Source organism: Pseudomonas sp. PvP001 (assembly GCF_040546375.1).
In the GTDB taxonomy this organism is placed as follows: domain Bacteria; phylum Pseudomonadota; class Gammaproteobacteria; order Pseudomonadales; family Pseudomonadaceae; genus Aquipseudomonas; species Aquipseudomonas coleopterorum.
Genome location: NZ_JBEPNQ010000001.1, coordinates 1,761,414 through 1,780,168 on the forward strand (window position 1 = coordinate 1,761,414; position 18,755 = coordinate 1,780,168).

Sequence of the window (18,755 nt, forward strand, 5' to 3'; positions counted from 1 at the left end):
GGGGCCGAAGCCCCGGCAATCAGGCGGCAGGGCCGGCGATCACTTCGATGATGTCGGAGTTGATGCCCATGGTGATGTTGCGGCGGACGACGTTGTCGGCAGCGCCGGGTGCCACGGTGTTGTTCATCACCTTCACCCGGAAATAGAAGGTGGTCGGCAGCACTACCGGGTTGGCCGTCGGGCCGCCATCGTTCAGCGTGACCTTGATGTTGTAGTCACCCTTGGTACGGTCCTTGTGCGCGACCTTCACGGCTTTCTGGCCCAGGTCGCCGTTGTCCAGGCCGACCGTCAACGTCAGGTCGCCCGCATCGGCGGTGCCCTTGTACTTGCGCACGCGGCCATCCTTGAGCGACGTGAAATTCACGCTGCTGAAGGTGTCGCCGAACTCGCCCAGATCCTCGATTTCGCCCACGTCGACGTAGACGTCCTTTTTGTAATCGGCTTCGGTGTTGGCACCGGTCTTGGTGCCGATGCCGAGGCGGCACCCGGCGGCGGTGTTCAGATTGTCGGCCATGGAAATTCCTCCAAAAGGCACATTGGATAAAGCCGCGAGGCGGCCGATGTTGAATCAGTGAGTGGTGATGACGCGCACCGTGATAGCGCCCATGTAGGTGACACCGTCGGCATCGCGCTGCGCATCCGCACGCTCGACCCGGACAGACACCGCCCGGCCCTCTTCCAGCGGCAAACGGCGCTCATCCAATGCGGCTGTGACTTCGGCGTTGATGCGCTTCACCTCGGCTTGCCCGTGGGCATCTGACCAGACGGTGAGATAGATCAGGCGCATCTGCCGCTTGCGGCCGGCGATAGGGCTGATGTTGGTCGAGATTTCGCGGTCGATGGAGAGGTACGGCATCGGCGTGTCGAGTGGCGCGCCATCGTAGATGGGGCATGTCACTTCGGCCTCCAGCCGCGCGACCAGCGCCACCTGAAGAGCCACGGATGGATCAGCCATCGCTCACCCCCTGGCTGGCCTTCTTCAGCGTTCGGTTCACAGCAGCGCGAATGTCTGCCAGCACTACCTCCCGGTTCACGTCCAGGGCAGGCCGTAACCATGGGTGTGCCGGCAGCGCGGGAATGTCGGGATACTTGCCGAAGAAATGCGCACCATCGGACTTGTTCTTGACCGAGCGGTTGCGGTTGCCCGCGCGCTTCTTGCCGTCGTACCCCTTGGTTCCATACTCCAGAAACCGCAGGTAGAAGAATCGACGGTTGTCCTTTTTGCCCCGAATGCCAATCTGCGCATCCAGCCCGCTCTTGGACACGAACGCCTGCAGGGCGCCGGCCGCTTCACCGGTGTCACGCGGCACGGTCGCCTGCATGGTGGCCAGGATTTTGTTGGCGGCCTCCTGCATGGCCGGGCGCAGTTCGTTGTCCATCGTCTGATGGATATTGCGTAGCGTCCGGCGCAGCTTGAAGTCGCCGGACATGCGGGACCGGCGCGCCACGGCTTACTCCTTGCTCTTGGCGGGCTTGGCGGGGGCGCCCGCGTCGTCATCGACTTTTGCCACCAGGCCGCGGTCGATCAGCGACTGGGCGGTGGTGGCGTCGGTGACAAACTCGTCGCCGGCGGCGCGATCGCCTACGGTACCGGACAGATCGGCCAGTGCTCGAACTTTCATGGGAATATCCTCAAGGGTTGGGAACGTTGGTGCAGAGCAGCCGGAGCATCGAAAGCTCGTTGTCCGGCAGCGCTGCCACGATCAGATAGGTGACGCCCCTGTTCTCCAGGCGGCAGCCGGCGACCAGATCGGCGCGGGGCCTGACTCGCACTTCTGCGGTTACGATGGCAGACAGCTGTTCAGCCACCGCTTCGATGCGGCCGGTGGGCAACGTGAACTCGGCCCACAGCTGGCCAGAATCGACCCAGGTGTCATCAAAGCCACCGGTTCGATTCTTGACCCGCACAGGTTTGTAGAGGGTGGGACGGTGTCGAAGGGGCCCGGCTCGCATCAGAATTTCTTCCTGTACCAGAGCAATCGATCAACGGCCAGCGGGACCTCCGAGGAGATTGTGCCGATGACCACCGCTTCACGGTTGGCGTACCAGTGGCCTACCAACAGCAGGACCGCCTGCTGAACATCCTTGGTCAGCGCCATCTGGTCCGGAAGCACGGGGACGCCCTCGACCAGCACACGGTCGCAGTGCTGTTCGACGTGAGCCAGCGCGGCCGCCATATAGCCTTCGATCAGCTGATCCTCTTCGACCCCGTCGACGCGCAGGTGCGTCTTGACCAGGGCGAGCGCGATCATTACGACGCCTCTTTCTTAGCCTTATCCTCGGCTTCTTTCTTGGCCTTTTCCTCGGCCTCGAGGCGGTCGGCCTCTTCCTGTGCCGCCTGCTCTTTCAACCGCTCCTGCTCAGCTTTTTCAGCTGCCGCTTTGTCCGCTGCAGCCTTTTCTGCTGCCGCTTTCTTTTCGGCTGCCGTGGCCGGCTTGGTTTCCTTCGGTGCAGCACCGTCGGTAACCTGAACGGCCAGGCCCTTGCCGATCAAGCCATAGGCATACTCGTCATCAACATCTTCGAGAACTTCGCCAGCGTGGATCCGCGCCAAAGCCACACCCAACTTGACCGGGTCACCCTCAAAGCCCCACAGGGTTCGAATTTTCATGCATCACCTCAACAAAAAGGGGCCCGCAGGCCCCCAGCGACTGGAAGGGTTACTTGGCAGCCGCGAAGCGGCCTTTGACGAAAGCGTATGGACGGCGAACCGCCAGGCCCAGGCGCTCTTCCACCAGCAGCACGCGCTGGTTCTTCACGAAGTCGTCATTGATCCAACCCACCTTCACGGTGAAGGCCATGCGGTCGTACAGGCGGGCGCCCTGGGCAAACGAGCCAACCACGAATTCACCGCCGGTGGCCGCTACACCGCCAGCAGCAGGCACGCCTTCGTCCATGCTGTCGGACACCACGACCGGACGGCCCCACAGCACAGGAGTGACCATGCCCTGCAGGTTGGCGAACAGGTAGCGGCTGTCTGCATCCTTGAGCAGCTCGATGTTCATCCAGTCCAGGTCGGTCATGACGATCGCGTCAGCGCCGCGCTTGGACTGCTTGCGGACCTGGTAGATCGCACGACGCACAGTATCGATCGCCGTATCGCCAGCCTGGCCCAGGGCAGCGTTGAAAGCGCTGGCCTGGGTCATGATGCCGTTCAGGTTGTTGCCCTGACCGTCGCCTTTGAGGATCTGCCCTTCTTCCTTGAGCTTCAGGTCGTAGCGCAGCAGTTCCTGGATGTAACTGTACAGCTGAGGGATGTCGTCGAGCGCTTCGTCGGTGACAGGCATCCACACGGCGATCTTGCGCACGTTGTCGGTTTTCTGCTCGAACGTGACGTCGCTAGACGGCTTGGCCGCGCCTTCGGCAACCATGCCAGCACCGCGGGTATGCAGCTTCTCGAGGAAGTAGCTGTAGCTCTGGCCATCCACCGGTGTGGTGGGGATCAGGTCGCGGATCACCAGATCCTGGCGCGGCCGATCCTGGATGACAGGATCCCACTGCGTGGGCACCAGGCCCGCGCTGGTCAGCTTGGTTTCAGACATGGAAGCCATGTCGGACTTGGTGATTTCGATCTCGGCCTGGTTCTGGTTCTTCTGCTGCAGTGCCTTGTAGGCGTCGTTGCCCTTGACCAGATCGATGAAGCTTTTCTTCTCCCCGCCATGGTTGCGCAGCTGAATGCCCTTTTCCTCGAGCTTCTGCACTTGCTCGATGACGCGCTCCAGCTCGCCTTTCTGGGTTTCGATCTTGGACTTCATTTCCAGCGTCACGGAGTTGCCTTTCTGCAGCTCTTCGGTGACGTGGTCGTACTTTTGCTGCAGGCCCTGGAAGCCTTCTTTCAGTTGCTTGTCCAGGGAGTCGCGCAGCTCTTTCACTTCGCTCATTGTGATGCTCCGAAATGTTGAGTGAACAGGGTTGAAATGTCTTTCAGCTCATCCACGATCACCGTGGCCGCTGCGCCACCATCACGGTGCACAGCGGAGTAGCCGAGCGAAGCGACAGCTGCCGCTTCCTTTTGCGAAAGGCCCATGCGGTCGCGCAGTGCCTTCTCAAAAAGTCTGATGTCCGATTTGACGTCGGTAACGGTGGCTTCCGGGTTCATGCCGAAAGGCACCAGCGAGGCTTCCCACAACTCAGCCTGCTTGATGATCCTGATGCTGCGGCCCTCGCGCTCTTCGTACGCGGCCAGTAGCGTGTTGAAGCCGATGGACATGCTGTCCAGCGTGCCTTCCTTCATCAGCTCATACGCATCGCGCGCATAGCTCACAGCCAGGTTGACCTTGCCCTTGATGTAGAGGCCGTGGGCATCCTGGGTGAAGTCCGCAGAGCCGATGAGCCGGGTCAGATCATGAAACAGCGCCAGCTTCAGACGGCCCGCGCGGGTGGTTTTCACCTTCGTGAAGGCGCCCGGCAAAATGACGTCGTCACCCAGGTCAACGTTGTTGAACACCGCGGCATAGCCCTCGAAGTTGCCAGCGTCGTCGACGGCCTTGACCTCGAAGGGAAACTCAATTTTTGTCAGCATTGCCTTGCGTCTCCCACCGGGTGACCCGGTTGTATTCTTCGCCTACCAGCGGCGGCAGGTTTTCCTTTTCGCGAACTTCGTTGGTGCTCATCCAGCCAGAGCCCCCCGAGCCACCCAGCGCCGACCCGTAGTACGAAGCGCGCGCGGAACTGTCGGCCCGCAGCAAACCCTCGACGACAAACTCGACGAACCGATCCGTATCTGCGTAGAGCTTGTCGTTGAGCTCGTCTTCGATGGCGTCGAGGTAGGGTTTCACGCCGAACGTCACGAACCCGCTGGTTTGCTGCTCCAGGTTGGAGCCCATGATCGAGGTCTTGCTGGCACGGTTGGCCAGGTACAGCGGAACGCCCCAGACGCCGGCCAAGGCCTCTTCCTGGAACTGCTGGGACTCAATGAACTGACTGTCTTTCTGGGTCAGGCCAGCGGGCACGATCTTCGGCCCACCCTGGAGGATGGCCATCTTGCCGAGGTCTTCGGTGTCGGCCTTGCGCACGTCGGGAAACTTGGCCATCACCTGAGCCTGCTGCTCAGCGGTGAGGAAGTTGTCGTAGATGACGTAGCCGCCGGTGAACCCACCCTTGCGCATGAACCGCGCCGACCAGTCGTGTGCCGCTTTGGCCAGGCCGATGGTCTCCGCCTGGTGCTCCACCGGCGACATGCCGTTGATGCCGTCGGTGCTGAACAGCTTGAAGTGGAGCATGTTCTCCGGAGATACCGGAACACGATTGCCATCAAGGTTGACGTAATAGATCAACCGAGATTCGAGCGTGTCGACGGTGACGTTGTCCGGCGATACCAAGGTAAAACCGATTGGGTCACCTGATCCATTGCGCTCGATGATTGCGTACGCGTTGCCGCGCAGCGCCATGTTCACCACCACGGCCTTGAGAAAATTCAGCCGCGTCATGTACGGGTTCGGCTTGCGCAAGATCCGACTGGCGCGGTCTTTCGCTTTCACTATCTGCCGCTGGCCGTCCTTGTCGTCGTAGAGCTTGAGCGGCAGTCCGGACACCGTTTCGCTGAGGATCTTCACGCAGGCCCAGACGATGCTGATGTTCATCGCCTTCGTCGGAGTGATGCGCACGCCGGCTTTGGTCGCCTTGCCGCCGACGGTCATGTCGACTTCGACGTGGTCGCCGGTTTTCGGATCCTCATAGCCGAACATCCGCCAGGACAGCGGGTTGTACCAATGAGATGCCATAGTCAGCCTACAAGGTCGAAGAAACCGTTTTTCAAGTAGTCATCCATCCCGCCTTTGCTTTCGGGGTTGAGTGACATAAGGGATACCGCGTTGAAGGTCGCCATGAGCGGGTCGATCTTGGCCGAGCCCGATGCCTGCTTGGTGATCAGGATCGAGTTGCCGCGCGGCTCAACGCGGGCGTTGCCGCAGCACCAGGCCATCATCGGTTGCCCGCCATGGATCAGGCCGCCCTCGGCCAACTTGCGCTCGGTCGTCTTGATCGCGCCACCCAGCTTCCAGCCCTGCGAAATGCCGATGATCTTGTCTTGGGGCACACCCGCCGCGACCAGGGCGTCGAGCACACCGCCGATACCGGCCGGGTCGACACCGACTTGGTCCAGCAGGCCAGCCTTCTCAACGCGCGCGGCCAGATCAGCGACCTCTTCCAGGTCATCGCCGATCAGCTCGACCATGGTCAGGTGGTTTTCCTTGGCGAAGTCATGGAGCCGCGGCGCCTCGGCCTTGCGGCGTTCCAGCACCGAGGGGTGGGCCCAGGCGTGGGTCCAGAGCAGCCATTGCCGTGTGGCCTTGTCGCGACCAATCGCCGCGAAGCCCAGCAGGTCGTCCAGACCGCCGCCATCGATGCCGATATCGATCACTTCGCAGCGCTCGATCAGGTCATCCAGCGTCAGACCGGGCGCCTTCGCCTGGACCTCCCAGAACTCGGCGCCAGCCCAGCGATCGGAGCGCAGCGCCAGACCGATCTCGACGTTCAAGTGCTTGGCGAGGAAGCCGCGAAACGACTCTTCTCCGTCGATCTGCGCCTGTGCAAACCCGCGCTCAATGAATGGCTCGTCCACCGACAGCCCCAGGTTGGGGTTGGTGATGTACGCGTTCTTCACATCGCGGTGAGCGCCGACGTCGATCATGTGTTTCGGGAATTCGTAGAGCACTGGCAGAAACGACTTGTCGACGATGCCGCCGTCTCGCACCTGGCGGGCATATAGCAGCTTCTGCCGGAAGACGCCTGCAGGTGGCTCATCGGACTGGGTCGTTGCCCAGATGATGAAACCCTCAGGCCTCGAGGCCAGCCCACCGGTAGCCTCGCGCAACATGGCCTCGGCATTGGCTCGCTTGCCGAAGACCCAGAGTTCGTCAATGAACACGCCAATGGCTTTCTTGCCCGAGACGGTTTCACTGTCGGCTGCCACCACCTTCAGCGTGGCCCCTGTCTGATGATGGGTAACCGTGCGCAGGTGATCCTGCACCTTGAACAGGTCCTTGAGCTCGTCGTCGGCTTTGACCATGTCCCTGATCGGGATGTAGGAGTTGTCGGCGATCTCCTTGGTCGGGGCCAGGATGATGAACTCGCCCGAGGTCCGCCAGTTCAGCACCAGGGCGGTCAGCATGATGCCGGCGGCGATGGTCGACTTGCCGTTCTTCTTGCTGATCAGCAGCATGAACTCACTGATCATCCGGCGACCGCTGTACGGGTCATAGGCGCCGAAGATGGCGGCGACGAACTCGTTGACCCACGACCGCACGGTCTCGCTCATTAGTGGGCTGCCGGTGGCATCCACCATGCGCAGGCCACCGAACACTTCCAGCGCCTCGGCCGCTTGATCTGGGAACAGCGGGTCGAACGGGATCAAGCTCTGGCGGGCAACAATGCGCTGCTCCCAGTCTTTGCAGGCGGTTGACCACTCCATCATTTCACCACCGACAGCGGGCCTTTACGCACGCCGAACTTGCCTTGAGCGGCACCGGCCGCCTTGTCCTTGGCCACCTCCTTCTTGCCGCTCTCGCCCTTGCGCGGGTGAATGAATGGCATCAGCGCCTTGGCTGCGTCCACACGCAGTTTGGCCTCGGCCTCGAAGTCATTCATCGTCGCCAGCAGGAAGTCCTTCGGATCAGAAAACCGCAGAGCCCTCGACAGATCGAAGGCCGGGTCGCCCTGCTCCTCAGCCGGTAGATCCTGACCGTCGGCTACCGAAGGTTCCGCCGTAGCCGGGGGGCTGCCTTTAACAAATTTGTTAACTTTTTTGTTAACTGGTTGGCCGGTCAAAGCCTCGATCACGAACCTGTCTTTCGCCAACCTGGCGCCAGCCTGCGCAGCGCTGGAAGCCGCGTATCCTGCGGCTATCGCAGCATCTTTGTTGGACGCACCTCCCCTCACCGCATCGACGAATGCGCGCTTTTTGGGGGTGAGTGCCATTTAACAAAAAATCCTGAGCGGGAAAAAATCTGTACGTGCGGTCGAGGGCGGTCTAGCAACCGGGAAAACCCATTTTTTTGACCCCCCCCTCCTACCGGCCATTTTTCGCACCAAAACCGTGCAAATTCGACCCGAACCGGTCAAATCGCCCGACCTGCGGCCTCCTCGCGCTGCTTCACACCGTCATGGCAGGGCTTGCAGAGGGATTGCCAGTTGGTACGATCCCAGAACAGGTTCTGGTCACCGTTGTGGGCGACGATGTGGTCGACCACCGATGCAGCGACTACCAACCCGGCTCGGTCGCAGTACACGCACAGCGGATGAGCTGCCAGATGCACCAGTCGCGCCTTCTGCCAGGCGTAGTTGTAGCCTCGCTGGTTGGCCGTGGTCTTCCCCGCGCGCCATGTGGCCGGAGGGGCGATGCCCACTCGGTCACCTTGAGTAGCTACTCGGTTAGCAAGGGTCTTCAAACGGGCCATCGACTAGCCTTGACCAATAAGTGGAGCGTGGTCGATACGAGCAAGCGACTGAAGCTGGAGCGCAAGAAGGTCGTCCAGATGCCTGGATAAGCGTTCGGCAAGGAAGCCTTCGGCATGCTTCACCAGGTCAACGGTCTGGCTGATTGCGCTCTCCAGCTCATAGCCTGTAGCGAGCGGCGCAGACAAACTGAAACCTTCGACACCAATCATCGGCATAGCGGCCGATTCGAGTACTTCACTCATACAGTCTCCTGCAGCCCTGCTGCTGTAGTCGCGCCACAAAATGGCGGTTATGAATTTGTGGCGCTGTCCGCATCGGCATCCAGTGCGCGTCGACCGCTCCGGGCCAGCACAATGTCTTGGCACCGATGGATAGCAGTGCAGAACTCGGTCCGCTCCATTGGGTGCTCAACAGGCAGCGCCAGGTAGGCGTTCCACACTTCGCCGAGTAGCCGGGCTATGGCGGCTTCCTGTTTGGTGGGCATCGGCTATTTGCTCTGGCTGCGCTTGATCTGCGCGTCGACCTGATCAGCGCAGGTATCGAGCAGGTTGATGGCCCGATCCTTCAGCGCCCAAAGGTCGCCGTTCAGCGCCAGGTTGTCATCGCTATCACTGACCCGTTCGCACGGCACCATTACCGGCGCTTCCAGCCTTACCGCCGATGTCCTTGCCGGCGCTGGTGGCGGGCTTGCCGCGCAGGCCGTCAGGCAAAGGCTGATCAGCCCACTTGCGAACAGCCGGGCTCTTACGCTTGAGGTCTTCAAAGTCCTTCCTCGCTTGGCGGGCCTTGTCTTCGCTGGCCTTGAGGCGCTGCTGCAGATCGGCCAGGTAGTTGGCGTTACGCTTGGCCTCGGCCTGGAGCGTGGTGATGGTCTTCAGGCTTTCGGTGTTGGCTTCGGTTGCGTCCTTGGCCGCCCGCGTCTGCACCGTCACCTGCCCTTCCAGCGCGATCACGCGGTACTGCTGGATGGCAATAAGCAGTGCAGCCACCAAACCGATGATCAGTGCCGCGGCAATGCTTTTGAGCATGTTCATAGGCCGTCCGCCTTGCGTCCGAGGAACTTCACGATCATTTCGCGGATGACGGTCACACCGACAAAGCCGATCGCACCGCCGGCGGCAACGGACAGGCTCGAGGGCCATTCCATCCACTCGATCACGCTGCTCGCGGACAGGCTCAGCCCACCGCAAATCAGTGACTCCAGCAGGATGCGGCGCTTGCTGGTCTCTTTGGCCTCGTACAACACACGAAGCCCAGAAATAACCGTTGCCATGATCGCTCCTTGCCAGAGAGGGTTGCTCAGGTACAGGCGCAGGTGCAGCCATACCTGGGCCCAGAGGTCAGGGTCTTTCTCTGGCATGATTGAAATCCGAATGCCTCCCCACGCTGGGGAGCTAGATACGAAAAGCCCCGGCGATTGCCAGGGCTCGGAATGGGTGCAGGTGGCTGGCGCAAACCTCCAGCTCTAGTGGGGCGGATCGCTGGGTCACGTACCCCGCCCTCTCATCGCGTAGCCGCCCATTGTCCGCACGGGATTAGACGACGCCTCTACCGACTTAGCGCAGCTGCCTGCGCGATAACCTGCATAACGTGCGTGTCTTCCCACGCTGCCCATCGAGCCCTTCCAGTGAGTAGCACAGGTCAAGAATGCTCGAATGCCGGTGTTCTTTCGTAACACGTGACGACCGGCGATACCGTGTCCAGGCTCTACCGGAGGACACCCTCGCTATGGACACACATCAAAACAAAAAACCCGTGCTATCGTTTTGACTCCACGTCAACGGTTTCACGGGGCAAAAACCTATGCAGATAACGCTCAAGTGCAAAAAGTGCGGTAGCACAAACTTCGAGATTCCCAGCAACCCCACAAGTAGCTCGAAGGTCACCTGCGTCGGGTGTGGAGCTACCGAAACTCACGGAAAGCTCAGCAAGCAGGCCCAAGACCAAGCGATGGAACTCATCAAAGGGAAATTCGGAAAATTGTTTAAGTGAAGTGAGCGTACCAATCAGCTGGCGCAGCCAGTCATCGAGGCAGACTTCGTCAGCTTCCAAAGCTAGTTTTGGCATGATCACTTCTAATAAAAAGCCTCGCATTTGGCGAGGCTTGGTAAATATGGTTGCGGGGGCTGGATTTGAACCATCGACCTTTTGGTTATGAGCCCAACGAGCTACCAGGCCGCTCAACCATGCAAACGGAAAGCCCAGCGCTCGGGCTGGGCTTCAGATCCTATTCACCATTCAACTGATCAAGCAAATCATGGCCGGCCCAAGTGAGTTGCACCTTGGCTGGATCCATGGCTTTCGCGGGTGTTTTGCTCAAAAATCCGCCATTTACTAACAGATCAAAATTGTATTGATCATTTGAAGTCCACTCACCGTGGCGTCCAACATGCTCACTCTTCAAATGGGGCAGATCAATGCCGTCAAAATCCGCTTGCTGCTCCACAATATTCAACAACCTGGCGATAGAACTCTCGTCTCGCTTCATGGGGTGCATCCGATGATAAAGGAGAGATCACTATCCGACATCTGAGGTCCGCCATAAAGCAAAAAGCCCGGCGCTATGGCCGGGCTTCGTGTGCTCATCCTGTAGACGCAGAATGGCAATGTGGGTAATTAGATTCTCATTTTCTCAAGAAATCAAGCAGCTTGTGCAATGAGCCCCGCCTCGCCCAGAACGATGCCCGCCGAATGGAAGGCCTTGTCCATTTCCTCCCGCAGCCAGCGGCGCATATCTGATCGCCACCGGTACAGCGTTTTCTCCGGCGTTGGGTCGTCCAGGTTGTCCCATGTGTGCAACAGCATGAACCCGTCAGGCAGCTTTTCCACCGCCCAGGCAGTGACACACTTCACGCGGAACAGCGAATGTGATTTACCCGGGGCCGACCTGGCAAGATGCTGGATGGCCTGCGCCCGTTCCTGCTGCAGCCCTGCCGTGCTCGACACGGTATAGAAGGCCACCAACAGGTTCCAGTGCAAAGGTGAGAGCACCCGGCGGATCAAAGCCCTGGTCATTGTGTCCTGGGCCAGCTGCTCCATGCGGTCCAGCGGGCACGGGTTGTCGCTTTTCCCTGGCTCCCAGCCATCAGGCTTGTACTTGTTCTGCCAGGCTGCGCCCTTGTGCAGCGAAATAGCATCCAGTGTCATCGCGCGTACTACACCGTGTTCGATATCGCGGTAAACCGTCATCAAGCAGTCCTCCGAATGCGGCGTGGCGGTGGTTGGTCCAGGCCCAGCAGGTTGCGCAGCAGTTTGTCCGAGGTGATGGTCTTGGCATTGCCCTCAGTAACCCAGCGCTTGCAGTAGTCGCCGAACTCGATGTCGTTGCGCAGCGCATGCCAACTGGCGACCATATCCAGCAGATCAGCCATCGCAGCAGCTCCACCCTTCTCGTCCGCCAGGTGCTGGCCGGCCAGCTTGAGAAATTTGCGCTCGTGTTCCTGCAGGCTTTTGCGCGGCAGTGCCGCAGATACTCTACTCATTACCGGTCTCCTGGATTAGCGTCTTGCCGATTGCAATTTGGTTTTGCATCCTCCCTTGGGATGGATGCGCGATAGGGCTACAGCCCGCCCCGTTCATGGCTTGTAACGGGTTAGCCTCATCTTCCTGTCCCGGTAATGTCCCACTGTGAATAGCCTTGAATCCTTGCCCATCAAGATGCTGGTGCCAGTCCTCCAAGGCCCGACGCTTGAGCCCCCCTCAGCGGTGGTGTGGATGTAGGTGGCGTCCAGATCCTTCATCGCGTGATTGAGCAGCAGCTCGCCGACCATGTAGTCCACGCCCAGGTCCGTCCAGGCAGTGCGCGCCACCTTGCGCAAGTCGTGGCTGGACCACTCACCCTTGGCCACGCTGGTGAAAACCGTGCACGCCTTGCTGGGGCTCAGCGCCGAGCCATTGCTACCCGGAAACAGGAATGGCCCGGTGTACCCGGATGCCGCCTGTTTTGCCCGGTACCGCTGTAGGAGCGAACAGGCCTGCACGGTCAGCGGCAAGGTGTGTTCGGCTTTGGTCTTCGTGTCCGCAGCAGGTATGAACCATTGGCCAGTGATCAGGTTGATGTTCTTCCAGCGGGTCAGCCGCGTTTCGCCCAGGCGCGAGCCGTGGCAGAGCATCATCAGGGGCAGCATGGCCTCCACCGGGCAGGACTCGAACAGGCTGGCCAGCCCTTGTAGGAGCGGAGGTAGATCGTCACCCCGCAGCCGTGCAGCCTTCGGTTTGATCCGTGTGCGCACGAAGTCCGTGTACTTGAGCTCTGCCATGGGATTGCGCGCAATCATGTCCAGGCGCGCTGCCTGGCGGAATGCGACGGCCACCACGCCATAGACCGAGCGCACAAAAGACAGCTCGAAGCGCTCCTGCAGCGGCCACATCAGTCGCCGATCTACCTCTGCCTTGGAAACGTCCGCCAGCGGCAGATCACCTAATCGCGGGACCAGGTGGCAATTGAGCGCCGACTTGGCACTGGCCTTGCGTTTGGGCGACAGCCCGCGGTCACGGCTCATGCGATCGGAGTACCAGCTGAGCAGGTCGCCCACCGTCACCCAGGTGGTGGTGGTCGACTTCGCTTCGGCATTGATTGAGCGCCGCGACAGGATCTCCGGCAGGTTGGCCAGCATTGCCTTGGAACTGATGCCCGGGAAGTTGCCGGCCTTGCCCCAGCGCCCCGCCACCACCACATGCCAGGAGCCTCGGCTACGGTCGGTGGTCGAGTAACGAAAGCGCAGTTCACGATGACGCGTGTCGCGCAGCTGTCGTAGGTCGCCGGCGGCGTTCCGGCGGATCTCGGCATCGCTGATAGTGACTGTGGCCGTCTTGGCTTGCTCGAGCATCAAACTGTCCTCCGCATGCTGCGCTCAGATGCGCCTTCGAACACCAGGCCAATACCCCGTCCCTCGCGCAAACGATCCACGCTACGGTCGCCCAGCACCGCGCCGAGTTCCTTGGCGTCGATGTTGGAGATCACGATGGTGGGCAGTTGCTGTTCGTACCGCCCGTTGATGACCGCGAACAAGGTGGCCAGCTCGAACTCCGTAGGTTTAGTGGCTCCCACCTCGTCGATGATCAGCAGCGATGGCTCTACGAGGCTGGTGAATGCCTGGGCCTCGGTGTATTCCGCCTGGGCACCGTAGCTGCCCTTGATGTACTGGAGCAGGCCGCCAACGGTACGGTACACAGCGGTGACACCATGCTGCGCGATGACGGCGGCGGCGATGGCTGCGGCCAGATGCGTCTTGCCGGTACCGGGCGTACCCGTCATCACCACACAGCGGCCGTCAGTCTTGTGCTGCGGGAAGTGTTCGGCGTACTCGATGCACGCGGCCAGATTGACCTGCTGCGATTGGGTGACGGCCTTGAACCCGGCGAAAGTTTTGCCCATGAAACGCTTGGGGATCAGGGAAGCACCCAGTTTTCGCTCCAGACGCTCTTCAGACGCTTTGGTCTGCACTGCCCTCTGCTCGGCCAGATCGTTCGCCTGCTGCGCTGCCGCTGCGCACGCGGGGCATCCCGAAGGAGCCGCACCAGCGCGGAGGATGGACACGAATTCGCCGTGGGCGGTGCACTTGGCTGGCTGCTTGCCGATCACGCCAAACCGGCGCTCGATGCCGCTGACGGCCATGGACACCGACTGCGCGTTAGAAGTCATAGGTGCCGTCCCCGCGAGCAGTCAGGCCCGCCTTGTAATCGCGCTGGTCGAAGCCGGTATGGCGGGTCAGAGGGGGCAGTGCGCTATTGCCCGTTTCGTCCTCCCAACGCCGACCATTGAGCCAAGTTGTTGCGTGCGGGATGAACTGCCCGCCACTCTTGAGCCAGTCCAAGCTAGTGGCTTGCTTGGCGAGTGCAGCGCATATCTCAGCGAAAAGGCCGGGGGTCATGTCCAGCTTGTTCCAAGCCTTCTCCGCCTTCGCCTTGTCGACCTTGCGGGGGTACAGCTTCCAGAACTGAGCGAACCCTTCCTGTGCGCATTTGGTGCGCATAGGTTTAGGTTCCTTGACTGGTTCAAAAGAGTGACTGGTTCTGGGGGCAGCTGCCGCCCCACCCCCTGGGTTTTCTACCGCCCCAGGTGGGTTTTCTGCCGCCCCACCCCCTAGGGCAGCTGCCGCCCCACCATCAAGCGTTAAGTGAAAAACGTTGGACTGGTTCAACTCACCATTGCGACGAAACTCCCGGCGGAGAAAACCTGTCTTTTCCAGCTCCCGAATATGCACCTTCACCGTCGAACGACTGATCTCGCACTGGTCGGCGATGTGCTGGTATGACGGCCAGCATTCACCCTGGTCGCTGGCGTTGTCGGCCAGCTTGACCAGCACCAGCTTGCGCAGTGGGTTGCCCACCTTCGTCTTCATGGCCTTCACCATCAGATCCATGCTCATTGAAGGGTCTTCCCATGACGGCTGTTGATCTGATCGGCCAGTGCCCCCACCGAGCCACCCGACAAGCGCAGCACCAGTTTGCGCAGGACAGTGGTCGCATCAATGGCGTGGATGCGCGCCAAATCAGTCTGCAGCGCGTGAGGTGAATTGGTCATGATTGCTTCGCGAGCGCGGTCGCCGTAATTGAGCGCTGCACAGGCCATCTCCTGATTGGTCAGATGGTCGAAAGCTTCCGGAGGCAGTGGGCTGTGCGGCGCAGTCACGACAGGTATGAACCCGTTAGGCGGCGGCCCACCGCCCAACAGGTGACGGGTCTTCGCCTCCCAATGGTCCTTTGTCACTTGGCTCGCGTCGTGACCGGTTTTGCGATTGAACAGCACCTTGAGTGCGTAGAAAGCCCGGATCAGGTCGATGTGTGTGTCGTCCTCTTTTTCAATCGAATACTCAGGTTCGTTGATAACGTCGAGGGTGTCCTTGACCACCTCAAAGCACTTCAGCAGCAGCGCTGCATCTGCGTAGCGCTCGAAATACGCTTCGTCGATGACTTCCACCTGGGCGGCGGTCGGGAAATTCAAAACGTTCTTCACAGTGTCTTCCTCCGGCACAGCTTGAACCGGCCTTGCTTGATGTCAGGATGGGTAGCGAACTGCTCAGTTTCGTGGCTGCACTCGGACACGAACCTGTCGAACAGGCGGGTCACGTCAGCCGTGGCGTAAACGGGATAAGGCCTGCCACCTTCTTCGGAGTGTTTGTTCTTCACGAAACCATACGGGCGCGGGCAATACGGCAGTTCGCGCATCACCTCGTTGATCACCCAAGGCGGTATGCCGTGGCGCAGGCCGACGCGCGCACGAATGCCGGTGATCGATTCGAAGCCGGCGGGAGTGCTGTCGAAGTAGCGCGTGTGCTCGACTTGAGCGACCCTGGTTTCCACGCTGGCCAACGCCTGTTCGTTGGCCCGTTGGCGGCGCTCCACGTCGACCATCAATTGCGCGTTGGCCAGCAACTGCTCGGCCGGGGAGAGCGGGCGATGGTAACTGCCAGTTTTTCGAATCGACGGCAGTACCTCGCCAACGACCCACTCCTCGAATGCCTCGGCCGCTGGCATCTGCGAGCGCATCACCAGGCGGTAAAGGTCGCGCTCGGGAATCACTTTCACGTGCCGGACCTGACCCGTCATTTCAACGGGGCAGGTTTTGGCTGCCTTGCAGTGGACGCGAATGGCTTGGTCGGTGTCCGCATAGGAGAGCAGATCGGCAACGTCCTTCGCGATGAACCAGGGTTCACCCTGCTCATCGGTGATGACGCGGATCTCGGCACCATTGAAGCTGAAAGGGATCAGGTTCATTGGGCACCCCGAAGTACTGCGCCACGTTTCATTGTGCTGGCGTTTTGTGGAGCAGAGCCAAGATCAAACGCCTCAGTCGTGCGCTTTTCGAGCGACTCCCGCTCCACGTCCAACTGGTTGTGCCAGTCATCGGCGTTGTAAATCGCCAGCTCGGCCACCGTTGCGTACTGCGTGTTCGACTCTTGCTCATCCAAGCGATCGCGCAGCACGTAGAGGACTGATCGAAGCCAGTCGATATGCTGCATGGCGCAGGCGATCTGGAAGGTTGCATCTTCTGCGATACGCTTTTGATCGCTCATGCGGAAACCCCCATTGCTGCGTCGATGCCGGCGTGGGCGCCATACACCAACGCGAGCGCATTTTCAGCGGCGAAAAAAATCAGGGTGGCCTGGTTGGAGCACTCAGGGGTGCTCATCAGGTCGCGGAGGCCCGCAACAACCGCCTCCAAGTGATCTGTAGCTGCTTCAAGAGCCTCGACTGCAGGTGCGCCACCGGCAGCTGCCAGAACAGCGCCAGGGCCGCGCATGCAGAACGGATGCTCCGTGGTGAGGATTTGGCTCTTCATCAGCTCGCCTCCCCGTGTTGGCCTTTTTGTACTGCCCAGACGAGCGCGCTTACGGTTTCGGCGAGGAAGGCCATAGCCTCGACGCCGTCGCAGTAAGCCATCTCGCCCGCGTTCAGGCTGTCGTGAAGATGCCGGCAAAGCTGCCCCAAGCCTGATGACAAGACCTTGGCCTGCTGCAAAGCGTCCACGCAATCAATGCCAGGCATGACTTGCATCATCTGCCTGGCCTGGTTGTCGATGGGCGTATCGCAGAACCCTACAGCTGAGGTCCGTAGGGCTTGCGCGGCCGGGCCGGTGGTGATATTTTCTGATTGCATTTTGGTTTTCCTGAAGCAAAGTGAATGCGCAGTTCCCGTTGGCGCGGGTACTGAACAAGAGGCTCGACTTAGGTCGGGCTTTTTTGTGTCCGGTCGAAAGCTATCCGGACAACAAAAACTGGAATTGCGAGGGAGTCATCGGGCTTGCACCTCACTGGATGGATGCACAGGTACGTTAGGCCCTGAACCCTCAAGCCCTGAGGGACTATTATTTGTCTCGTTGCCTATGACAGGTTGGCGTCGCTGGCCAGGGAAAGGCTTCTCTTCCACAGCGGAGATCACGCCATCTTCCTGCTCAATAACAAAAATAGAACGGCCTTCCCGGATCGCTTTGCTCAGGGAGCCTTGGCTCATGTTCAACCGGCGCGCGGTCTGGGCGTGGCGTCGCGATGCATATTCAGCAAGTGGTATTCGCTGCACTTGGCTGTCTCCAGATTTATGACCTTTTTAAATAGTGCTTGCGGGATTTTTTAATGTCAATGCTAGCGGCATTTGAATTTCACTCCCGCCGGACATATGGTGCCGCGATGAAAAAGAAACCTCTCTCCGAAGTTCAAGCTCAAGAATGCGCAGCACTGAAGGCCATCTACTTGGCAAGGCGTGGTGAGCTGGCGCTGACACAGGAAAAGGCTGCCGAAGCGCTGGGCATGAATCAGGGCTCATTCAGCCACTACCTGAACGGCAGAAATGCGCTCAACGTGGACTTTGCCAGCAGGGTCGCGAAACTGCTTGGCGTCTCTGTTCGGGAGTTCAGCCCTCGACTCGCAAATATCATTGATGAGATGACTGGCTACGTCCGCGATCGAAAGGTCACCGATGCTCTGGAGATGGCTCTATTCAAGGTTGAGAACATCGTTCCGACCACACAGCCGTGGCGTGAAGCACGCCAATATCCGCTGGTCAGTTGGATTGCTGCCGGCGCACCAGCGGAATCGCCAGAAGGATCTGTACAGTTGGAAGCCGAGGACTATTTCGAGAGCACGGAAAATGCTGGAGATCAAGGCTATTGGCTAGACGTACGCGGCCCTTCCATGACGGGGTCGAGCAGCCCAAGCTTCCCCGAAGGGACACGTATCCTTGTTAGGCCTGAGGGGTTTGACCTGGTCAGCGGAAAGTTTTATGTGGCGCGGCACCGTGAGGGCGAAAAAACCTTCAAGCAGTATTTATACGATGCGGGCGCTGAATATTTGGTGCCGCTAAACCCGTCTTTTCGACCCATAGAAATGGACGAAGACTGGGAGATTATCGGTCGAGTGATCGACGCCAGAATACCCGGCCTGTAAAAAATAATCCCGCAAGGATTGACAGCTTAAAATCCCGCCAGCACTATAGCTCCATCTTGAACGAGATCGGAGCGTCTCCCCATGGAATTCATCACCTGCGGTTCTTGGCACGGCAGATTGGGCTTAGGCCTGGCTGAGCGTGAACTTGCATGTCTACTAGCCGTAGCCTCAGGCCAGTCCGACAAGCAGATCGCGCAGCGTGATGGTCTCTCCCCTAGATCGATTAAGGGCCGTATTGAATCGGCAATGCACAAGCTGAATGTCTACAAGCGTCCGGCGCTTGTAGCCGAGGCAATGCGCCGAGGCCTGATATCTCCAATTGCCACAGCCCTGGTGTTGATTCTTTCAGTTCACGCAGTGATTGGTGAAGACCACACCATGCGCAACCGCAGGGTTCCAACCGAGCGCAAGTCGGAAATTCGACTGGTGATGCGCCGTGCCGAAGGCGCCCCTATAGCGGCATAACCAAACCTG

31 protein-coding genes and 1 pseudogene are annotated in these 18,755 nt (G+C 59.9%); 2 read left to right on the plus strand and 30 right to left on the minus strand.

The annotated features are described in order from the left end of the window. Nucleotides 1-19 precede the first annotated feature (19 nt). The 30 genes and pseudogenes from ABMD26_RS08085 to ABMD26_RS08230 form a co-directional block, all read right to left on the minus strand. Nucleotides 20-514, minus strand: coding sequence for a hypothetical protein (locus tag ABMD26_RS08085; protein ID WP_354308909.1), 495 nt, complete (start codon nucleotides 512-514; stop codon nucleotides 20-22). A 54-nt stretch (nucleotides 515-568) separates the two neighbouring features. Then, nucleotides 569-955, minus strand: coding sequence for a DUF3168 domain-containing protein (locus ABMD26_RS08090; RefSeq protein ID WP_354308911.1), 387 nt, complete (start codon nucleotides 953-955; stop codon nucleotides 569-571). Further along, entirely contained in the window at nucleotides 948-1,448 is a 501-nt protein-coding gene (locus tag ABMD26_RS08095) for an HK97-gp10 family putative phage morphogenesis protein (RefSeq protein ID WP_354308913.1), read from the minus strand. The genes ABMD26_RS08090 and ABMD26_RS08095 overlap by 8 nt, the downstream gene beginning before the upstream one ends. Before the next feature lie 3 nt (nucleotides 1,449-1,451). After that, nucleotides 1,452-1,622, minus strand: coding sequence for a hypothetical protein (locus tag ABMD26_RS08100; protein WP_354308915.1), 171 nt, complete (start codon nucleotides 1,620-1,622; stop codon nucleotides 1,452-1,454). A gap of 10 nt (nucleotides 1,623-1,632) precedes the next feature. Beyond that, on the minus strand, nucleotides 1,633-1,953 hold the full coding sequence (locus tag ABMD26_RS08105; protein WP_049859351.1) for a head-tail adaptor protein: 321 nt from the start codon (nucleotides 1,951-1,953) through the stop codon (nucleotides 1,633-1,635). After that, on the minus strand, nucleotides 1,953-2,252 hold the full coding sequence (locus ABMD26_RS08110) for a head-tail connector protein (protein ID WP_354308917.1): 300 nt from the start codon (nucleotides 2,250-2,252) through the stop codon (nucleotides 1,953-1,955). The genes ABMD26_RS08105 and ABMD26_RS08110 overlap by 1 nt, the downstream gene beginning before the upstream one ends. Next, nucleotides 2,252-2,611: a hypothetical protein gene (locus tag ABMD26_RS08115; RefSeq protein WP_354308919.1), complete on the minus strand. Its 360-nt coding sequence runs from the start codon at nucleotides 2,609-2,611 to the stop codon at nucleotides 2,252-2,254. Before ABMD26_RS08115 ends, ABMD26_RS08110 begins: the two co-directional genes overlap by 1 nt. Before the next feature lie 49 nt (nucleotides 2,612-2,660). Beyond that, complete coding sequence (locus ABMD26_RS08120; protein WP_354308921.1) at nucleotides 2,661-3,881, minus strand: phage major capsid protein; 1,221 nt, start codon at nucleotides 3,879-3,881, stop codon at nucleotides 2,661-2,663. Continuing rightward, nucleotides 3,878-4,522, minus strand: coding sequence for an HK97 family phage prohead protease (locus tag ABMD26_RS08125; RefSeq protein WP_192136667.1), 645 nt, complete (start codon nucleotides 4,520-4,522; stop codon nucleotides 3,878-3,880). Before ABMD26_RS08125 ends, ABMD26_RS08120 begins: the two co-directional genes overlap by 4 nt. Continuing rightward, nucleotides 4,506-5,723, minus strand: coding sequence for a phage portal protein (locus ABMD26_RS08130; RefSeq protein ID WP_354308923.1), 1,218 nt, complete (start codon nucleotides 5,721-5,723; stop codon nucleotides 4,506-4,508). Before ABMD26_RS08130 ends, ABMD26_RS08125 begins: the two co-directional genes overlap by 17 nt. A 2-nt stretch (nucleotides 5,724-5,725) precedes the next feature. Next, on the minus strand, nucleotides 5,726-7,411 hold the full coding sequence (locus ABMD26_RS08135; protein WP_354308925.1) for a terminase large subunit: 1,686 nt from the start codon (nucleotides 7,409-7,411) through the stop codon (nucleotides 5,726-5,728). Further along, the gene (locus tag ABMD26_RS08140) at nucleotides 7,411-7,917 is read right to left on the minus strand and encodes a terminase small subunit (RefSeq protein ID WP_354308927.1); all 507 of its coding nucleotides are present in this window, start codon (nucleotides 7,915-7,917) and stop codon (nucleotides 7,411-7,413) included. The genes ABMD26_RS08135 and ABMD26_RS08140 overlap by 1 nt, the downstream gene beginning before the upstream one ends. A gap of 140 nt (nucleotides 7,918-8,057) precedes the next feature. Beyond that, the gene (locus tag ABMD26_RS08145; RefSeq protein WP_354308929.1) at nucleotides 8,058-8,396 is read right to left on the minus strand and encodes an HNH endonuclease; all 339 of its coding nucleotides are present in this window, start codon (nucleotides 8,394-8,396) and stop codon (nucleotides 8,058-8,060) included. A gap of 3 nt (nucleotides 8,397-8,399) precedes the next feature. After that, nucleotides 8,400-8,639, minus strand: a complete 240-nt coding sequence (locus tag ABMD26_RS08150; RefSeq protein WP_354308931.1) for a hypothetical protein — start codon at nucleotides 8,637-8,639, stop codon at nucleotides 8,400-8,402. Nucleotides 8,640-8,884: 245 nt separating this feature from the next. Next, entirely contained in the window at nucleotides 8,885-9,103 is a 219-nt protein-coding gene (locus ABMD26_RS08155) for a hypothetical protein (protein ID WP_354311810.1), read from the minus strand. Next, nucleotides 9,006-9,431: a hypothetical protein gene (locus ABMD26_RS08160; protein WP_354308933.1), complete on the minus strand. Its 426-nt coding sequence runs from the start codon at nucleotides 9,429-9,431 to the stop codon at nucleotides 9,006-9,008. Before ABMD26_RS08160 ends, ABMD26_RS08155 begins: the two co-directional genes overlap by 98 nt. Next, nucleotides 9,428-9,757 carry a phage holin, lambda family gene (locus ABMD26_RS08165; RefSeq protein ID WP_185795407.1) on the minus strand — a complete coding sequence of 110 codons (330 nt, stop codon included), beginning with the start codon at nucleotides 9,755-9,757 and terminating at the stop codon, nucleotides 9,428-9,430. Before ABMD26_RS08165 ends, ABMD26_RS08160 begins: the two co-directional genes overlap by 4 nt. A 398-nt stretch (nucleotides 9,758-10,155) precedes the next feature. After that, entirely contained in the window at nucleotides 10,156-10,464 is a 309-nt protein-coding gene (locus ABMD26_RS08170; protein ID WP_354308935.1) for a hypothetical protein, read from the minus strand. A gap of 160 nt (nucleotides 10,465-10,624) precedes the next feature. Next, complete coding sequence (locus ABMD26_RS08175) at nucleotides 10,625-10,885, minus strand: hypothetical protein (RefSeq protein WP_354308937.1); 261 nt, start codon at nucleotides 10,883-10,885, stop codon at nucleotides 10,625-10,627. 152 nt (nucleotides 10,886-11,037) lie between these two features. Then, nucleotides 11,038-11,586, minus strand: a complete 549-nt coding sequence (locus tag ABMD26_RS08180) for a hypothetical protein (RefSeq protein WP_354308939.1) — start codon at nucleotides 11,584-11,586, stop codon at nucleotides 11,038-11,040. Continuing rightward, nucleotides 11,586-11,879, minus strand: coding sequence for a hypothetical protein (locus tag ABMD26_RS08185; RefSeq protein WP_354308941.1), 294 nt, complete (start codon nucleotides 11,877-11,879; stop codon nucleotides 11,586-11,588). Before ABMD26_RS08185 ends, ABMD26_RS08180 begins: the two co-directional genes overlap by 1 nt. Next, nucleotides 11,872-13,226, minus strand: a pseudogene (locus ABMD26_RS08190) (tyrosine-type recombinase/integrase). The gene ABMD26_RS08185 and the pseudogene ABMD26_RS08190 overlap by 8 nt, the downstream one beginning before the upstream one ends. Continuing rightward, nucleotides 13,226-14,014 (minus strand): ATP-binding protein, encoded by a 789-nt coding sequence (locus tag ABMD26_RS08195; protein WP_354308943.1) that lies wholly within the window; start codon nucleotides 14,012-14,014, stop codon nucleotides 13,226-13,228. The pseudogene ABMD26_RS08190 and the gene ABMD26_RS08195 overlap by 1 nt, the downstream one beginning before the upstream one ends. Before the next feature lie 16 nt (nucleotides 14,015-14,030). Next, nucleotides 14,031-14,768, minus strand: coding sequence for a helix-turn-helix domain-containing protein (locus ABMD26_RS08200; RefSeq protein WP_354308945.1), 738 nt, complete (start codon nucleotides 14,766-14,768; stop codon nucleotides 14,031-14,033). After that, nucleotides 14,765-15,355 carry a hypothetical protein gene (locus tag ABMD26_RS08205; protein WP_354308947.1) on the minus strand — a complete coding sequence of 197 codons (591 nt, stop codon included), beginning with the start codon at nucleotides 15,353-15,355 and terminating at the stop codon, nucleotides 14,765-14,767. Before ABMD26_RS08205 ends, ABMD26_RS08200 begins: the two co-directional genes overlap by 4 nt. Further along, the gene (locus ABMD26_RS08210) at nucleotides 15,352-16,116 is read right to left on the minus strand and encodes a BRO-N domain-containing protein (RefSeq protein WP_354308949.1); all 765 of its coding nucleotides are present in this window, start codon (nucleotides 16,114-16,116) and stop codon (nucleotides 15,352-15,354) included. Before ABMD26_RS08210 ends, ABMD26_RS08205 begins: the two co-directional genes overlap by 4 nt. Further along, complete coding sequence (locus ABMD26_RS08215; protein WP_354308951.1) at nucleotides 16,113-16,415, minus strand: hypothetical protein; 303 nt, start codon at nucleotides 16,413-16,415, stop codon at nucleotides 16,113-16,115. Before ABMD26_RS08215 ends, ABMD26_RS08210 begins: the two co-directional genes overlap by 4 nt. After that, complete coding sequence (locus tag ABMD26_RS08220; RefSeq protein ID WP_354308953.1) at nucleotides 16,412-16,681, minus strand: hypothetical protein; 270 nt, start codon at nucleotides 16,679-16,681, stop codon at nucleotides 16,412-16,414. The genes ABMD26_RS08215 and ABMD26_RS08220 overlap by 4 nt, the downstream gene beginning before the upstream one ends. Further along, complete coding sequence (locus tag ABMD26_RS08225) at nucleotides 16,681-16,998, minus strand: hypothetical protein (RefSeq protein ID WP_354308955.1); 318 nt, start codon at nucleotides 16,996-16,998, stop codon at nucleotides 16,681-16,683. Before ABMD26_RS08225 ends, ABMD26_RS08220 begins: the two co-directional genes overlap by 1 nt. A gap of 135 nt (nucleotides 16,999-17,133) precedes the next feature. Beyond that, complete coding sequence (locus ABMD26_RS08230) at nucleotides 17,134-17,418, minus strand: Cro/CI family transcriptional regulator (RefSeq protein ID WP_354308957.1); 285 nt, start codon at nucleotides 17,416-17,418, stop codon at nucleotides 17,134-17,136. A gap of 107 nt (nucleotides 17,419-17,525) precedes the next feature. Here ABMD26_RS08230 and ABMD26_RS08235 point away from each other — a divergent pair, with 107 nt between their 5' ends. Together ABMD26_RS08235 and ABMD26_RS08240 are read left to right on the plus strand one after the other, a co-directional pair. Then, on the plus strand, nucleotides 17,526-18,281 hold the full coding sequence (locus ABMD26_RS08235; RefSeq protein ID WP_354308959.1) for a LexA family protein: 756 nt from the start codon (nucleotides 17,526-17,528) through the stop codon (nucleotides 18,279-18,281). 81 nt (nucleotides 18,282-18,362) lie between these two features. Continuing rightward, entirely contained in the window at nucleotides 18,363-18,746 is a 384-nt protein-coding gene (locus tag ABMD26_RS08240) for a response regulator transcription factor (RefSeq protein ID WP_354308961.1), read from the plus strand. The last annotated feature ends 9 nt before the right edge of the window (nucleotides 18,747-18,755 follow it).

Excerpts from the sequence above, each read along its gene's own strand:
- ABMD26_RS08160 (WP_354308933.1), bottom strand. The coding sequence starts at position 9,431 with ATGAACATGCTCAAAAGCATTGCCGCGGCACTGATCATCGGTTTGGTG.
- ABMD26_RS08135 (WP_354308925.1), bottom strand. The coding sequence starts at position 7,411 with ATGGAGTGGTCAACCGCCTGCAAAGACTGGGAGCAGCGCATTGTTGCC.
- ABMD26_RS08120 (WP_354308921.1), bottom strand. The coding sequence starts at position 3,881 with ATGAGCGAAGTGAAAGAGCTGCGCGACTCCCTGGACAAGCAACTGAAA.
- ABMD26_RS08130 (WP_354308923.1), bottom strand. The coding sequence starts at position 5,723 with ATGGCATCTCATTGGTACAACCCGCTGTCCTGGCGGATGTTCGGCTAT.
- ABMD26_RS08145 (WP_354308929.1), bottom strand. The coding sequence starts at position 8,396 with ATGGCCCGTTTGAAGACCCTTGCTAACCGAGTAGCTACTCAAGGTGAC.
- ABMD26_RS08105 (WP_049859351.1), bottom strand. The coding sequence starts at position 1,953 with ATGCGAGCCGGGCCCCTTCGACACCGTCCCACCCTCTACAAACCTGTG.
- ABMD26_RS08150 (WP_354308931.1), bottom strand. The coding sequence starts at position 8,639 with ATGAGTGAAGTACTCGAATCGGCCGCTATGCCGATGATTGGTGTCGAA.
- ABMD26_RS08210 (WP_354308949.1), bottom strand. The coding sequence starts at position 16,116 with ATGAACCTGATCCCTTTCAGCTTCAATGGTGCCGAGATCCGCGTCATC.
- ABMD26_RS08200 (WP_354308945.1), bottom strand. The coding sequence starts at position 14,768 with ATGAGCATGGATCTGATGGTGAAGGCCATGAAGACGAAGGTGGGCAAC.
- ABMD26_RS08110 (WP_354308917.1), bottom strand. The coding sequence starts at position 2,252 with ATGATCGCGCTCGCCCTGGTCAAGACGCACCTGCGCGTCGACGGGGTC.
- ABMD26_RS08220 (WP_354308953.1), bottom strand. The coding sequence starts at position 16,681 with ATGAAGAGCCAAATCCTCACCACGGAGCATCCGTTCTGCATGCGCGGC.
- ABMD26_RS08215 (WP_354308951.1), bottom strand. The coding sequence starts at position 16,415 with ATGAGCGATCAAAAGCGTATCGCAGAAGATGCAACCTTCCAGATCGCC.
- ABMD26_RS08085 (WP_354308909.1), bottom strand. The coding sequence starts at position 514 with ATGGCCGACAATCTGAACACCGCCGCCGGGTGCCGCCTCGGCATCGGC.
- ABMD26_RS08240 (WP_354308961.1), top strand. The coding sequence starts at position 18,363 with ATGGAATTCATCACCTGCGGTTCTTGGCACGGCAGATTGGGCTTAGGC.
- ABMD26_RS08170 (WP_354308935.1), bottom strand. The coding sequence starts at position 10,464 with ATGCCAAAACTAGCTTTGGAAGCTGACGAAGTCTGCCTCGATGACTGG.
- ABMD26_RS08140 (WP_354308927.1), bottom strand. The coding sequence starts at position 7,917 with ATGGCACTCACCCCCAAAAAGCGCGCATTCGTCGATGCGGTGAGGGGA.
- ABMD26_RS08100 (WP_354308915.1), bottom strand. The coding sequence starts at position 1,622 with ATGAAAGTTCGAGCACTGGCCGATCTGTCCGGTACCGTAGGCGATCGC.
- ABMD26_RS08115 (WP_354308919.1), bottom strand. The coding sequence starts at position 2,611 with ATGAAAATTCGAACCCTGTGGGGCTTTGAGGGTGACCCGGTCAAGTTG.
- ABMD26_RS08125 (WP_192136667.1), bottom strand. The coding sequence starts at position 4,522 with ATGCTGACAAAAATTGAGTTTCCCTTCGAGGTCAAGGCCGTCGACGAC.
- ABMD26_RS08195 (WP_354308943.1), bottom strand. The coding sequence starts at position 14,014 with ATGGCCGTCAGCGGCATCGAGCGCCGGTTTGGCGTGATCGGCAAGCAG.
- ABMD26_RS08165 (WP_185795407.1), bottom strand. The coding sequence starts at position 9,757 with ATGCCAGAGAAAGACCCTGACCTCTGGGCCCAGGTATGGCTGCACCTG.
- ABMD26_RS08185 (WP_354308941.1), bottom strand. The coding sequence starts at position 11,879 with ATGAGTAGAGTATCTGCGGCACTGCCGCGCAAAAGCCTGCAGGAACAC.
- ABMD26_RS08175 (WP_354308937.1), bottom strand. The coding sequence starts at position 10,885 with ATGAAGCGAGACGAGAGTTCTATCGCCAGGTTGTTGAATATTGTGGAG.
- ABMD26_RS08090 (WP_354308911.1), bottom strand. The coding sequence starts at position 955 with ATGGCTGATCCATCCGTGGCTCTTCAGGTGGCGCTGGTCGCGCGGCTG.
- ABMD26_RS08180 (WP_354308939.1), bottom strand. The coding sequence starts at position 11,586 with ATGACGGTTTACCGCGATATCGAACACGGTGTAGTACGCGCGATGACA.
- ABMD26_RS08225 (WP_354308955.1), bottom strand. The coding sequence starts at position 16,998 with ATGCAATCAGAAAATATCACCACCGGCCCGGCCGCGCAAGCCCTACGG.
- ABMD26_RS08235 (WP_354308959.1), top strand. The coding sequence starts at position 17,526 with ATGAAAAAGAAACCTCTCTCCGAAGTTCAAGCTCAAGAATGCGCAGCA.